This window comes from Rhodopseudomonas sp. B29, assembly GCF_000333455.1.
Lineage (GTDB): Bacteria > Pseudomonadota > Alphaproteobacteria > Rhizobiales > Xanthobacteraceae > Rhodopseudomonas.
Window position 1 is genome coordinate 1 of the sequence record NZ_BADD01000772.1, and the last position, 2,606, is coordinate 2,606.

Below are 2,606 nucleotides of genomic sequence, written 5' to 3' on the forward strand. Positions count from 1 at the left end.
GATGGCGCTGAACCTGGTCGCCGCGGGCCCCCATGGGAAGGCATGGAATCGATCGGTGGGGGTGCTGGATGGCGTCTCCATGGTCGCCACCCCCGCGGAGGCGCTGCAGGGCGATGTTGCGCTGACGATGCTGTCCGACGACAACGTCATCCGCTCGGTGCTGCTGGATAGCGGGGCGCTGAAGCACGCCAGCAAGCAACTCGTCCACGTGGTGAACTCGACCATCTCGGTGGCGTTTGCGCATGAGCTGGTGGCGGCGCATCGCGATGCCGGTGTCGCCTACGTGTCGGCGCCGGTGTTAGGGCGGCCGGATGTCGCTGCAGCGGGGCAGCTCAACGTGCTGGCCGGCGGGCCGCCCGAGGCGGTGGCCAAGGTGCGGCCAGTGCTCGACGTCATCGGCGGCAAGATCTGGGACATGGGTCCCGAGGCGCCGACCGCGAACGCCGCCAAGGTCGCCTGCAACATGATGATCACGATGGCGATCGAGGCGATGGCCGAAGGCGTGGTGATCACCGAAGCGAGCGGCCTGCCGCGCGAGAAATTCTTCGAGCTGATCCTCGGTACGCTGTTCGGCGGCCGCGCCTATCAGGTCTATTCGAGCATCATCGCCGAAGGGAAGTATCAGCCCGGCTTCAAGGCCACGCTCGGCCTGAAAGACCTGCGCCTCGCCAGCGAAGCCGCCGAACAAGCCGGCCGTTCCTTGCCGATGCTGAATGCCGTCTACCGGCGGATGGGCGAGACGGTCGAGTCCGGCATGGGAGAGCGCGACTGGGCGTCGATGGCGGAGTTCACGATCGGGAAGGCGAAGTAGGCATCAGCGACGTTCCGCCCCGATTGGCGTGCTCGGTTCACTTGCCGGCGACGCCTCTCGCGGGCGATCCGGATGCCGTCAGCGCCAAAAACAATCTCCCGAGCGTCGCCTCGGTTTCCTTCTGAAAGCTCCGCCGCGGTCCGGCGAGTTGCCGAAGCAGCAGGCCCATCAGCGTGCTGACGAAGATCGCCGCTGCGGCGTCGGCATCGTCGGCGCCGGCGGCCCGAAATGCCAGGGCGGCGCTCCGCTTCCAGACTGCGAACAGATCCTCGACCAGCGATCTGAATTGCGCGTGCCGCGCCGCGGCCAGGAACGCCTCGTAGCAGGCGATATGGGTCTCGCTGTTGGTGCGCAGCTCGGCCGCGTACCAGCCGACCAGCTGTGCGATCCAGCGCGGCGGGTCGAAGGCCTGCTCCTGCAGCGCTAGCGCGAGAGCGTCGAGCCGCGTCATTTCCCGTCGCACCGCAAAGCGCAGCGCGCCGTCCGTCAGGTCGTCGCGTTTGGCGAAATGGTGGGTGACGGCGCCGAGCGAGGTGCCGGCTTCTGTCGCGACCGCGCGATGCGTGACCGCATCAATTCCAGAACGTCCGATCACGCGGAGGGTGGCCTCCAGCAGGTCGCGCTCGCGCGGGCTGACGTCGCCGCCCTTTGCGCCGCCTCCACCGGGGCTACGTTGCATTGACACGCGGCGGCTTCTCCCGATACAGAACAAATGTTCTGATTGCAGAAACAGGTGTCCGATGGCCGCAGGCGCGACCCGACTGCACTATTTCCCCGAATCCGGCAACTCTTACAAGCTCGCGCTGATGTTGCGGCTGTGCGGCGTCGCATTCGAAGGAGTATGGACCGACTTCGGCTCCGGCGTGACGCGGACCGCGGACTGGCGCGCCAGCGTCAACCAGATGGGAGAAATCCCGGTGCTCGAATGGCAGGGCAGGAGCCTGACACAGACCGGACCGATCCTGTTGCGGCTGGCCGAAGCCTACGGCCGCTTCGGCGCGATCAATGACGACGATCGTTACGCGATCTTGCGGTGGCTGTTCTGGGACAATCACAAGCTGTCGGGCTACATGGCCGTGTATCGCTATCTGCGCGCCTTCACGCCGTCTCCCGACGAGCATGTACTCGGCTTCCTGCGCAAGCGGATCGACGATTGCCTCCGTGTCGCCGAGCGACATTTCGAGACCCGTCGCTTCGCGATCGGTGACGCGCCGTCCGTCGCCGATCTGTCGATGGTGGGCTATCTGCTGTTTCCGTCCGATGAGGCGGGATACGACCTGGAGCGCAGTCATCCCGCAGTCGTCGCCTGGCTGGACCGGGTGCGCCAGCTCGATGGGTGGCAGGCGCCTTATGATCTGCTGCCCGGACAGCGACTTCGCCGTTATCGCTAACCAGCCCCCGCCAGCCTCACGCCGGCACGCAAAAACTTCTGCGGGTCGACGGCTTCGCCGTCGATGCGGGTCTCGTAGTGAAGATGCGGGCCGGTGGAGCGGCCGGTGGAGCCGACTTCGCCGATCACCTGGCCGATCTGGACGCTCTGGCCGACCTTGGCGATGATCTTGGAGAGATGGCCGTAGCGGGTGGAGAGGCCGTTGCCGTGATTGATCTCGACCATCTGGCCGTAGCCGCCGCTCCAGCCGGCATTCACCACTTTGCCGGCGGCGGTGGCGCGCACCGGATCGCCGGTCGAGGCGCGGAAGTCGAGGCCGGTGTGCATCGCCGGGCGACCGAGGAACGGGTCGGTGCGGACGCCGAAGCCGGACGAGAACTCGACTTCGCCGAGCACCGGCTTGCG

At 66.7% G+C, this 2,606-nt stretch carries 4 protein-coding genes; 2 read left to right on the top strand and 2 right to left on the bottom strand.

All coding sequences use genetic code 11. From position 1 onward, the window contains the following. The coding region (locus tag I5M_RS27795; RefSeq protein WP_022724390.1) for an NAD(P)-dependent oxidoreductase at nt 1-811 on the top strand (811 nt) is incomplete at its 5' end. Between the two features lie 37 nt (nt 812-848). Here the strand turns inward: I5M_RS27795 and I5M_RS27800 are convergent. Beyond that, entirely contained in the window at nt 849-1,490 is a 642-nt protein-coding gene (locus I5M_RS27800) for a TetR/AcrR family transcriptional regulator (RefSeq protein ID WP_022724391.1), read from the bottom strand. Between the two features lie 61 nt (nt 1,491-1,551). Between I5M_RS27800 and I5M_RS27805 the strand changes: the two genes are divergently transcribed. Continuing rightward, nucleotides 1,552-2,202: a glutathione S-transferase family protein gene (locus tag I5M_RS27805; protein ID WP_022724392.1), complete on the top strand. Its 651-nt coding sequence runs from the start codon at nt 1,552-1,554 to the stop codon at nt 2,200-2,202. On the opposite strand, the gene I5M_RS27810 is transcribed toward I5M_RS27805, so the two are convergent. Then, nucleotides 2,199-2,606: M23 family metallopeptidase (locus I5M_RS27810; protein ID WP_031337834.1), on the bottom strand; the 408-nt coding region annotated here is incomplete at its 5' end. The two genes, I5M_RS27805 and I5M_RS27810, sit on opposite strands and share 4 nt — an antisense overlap.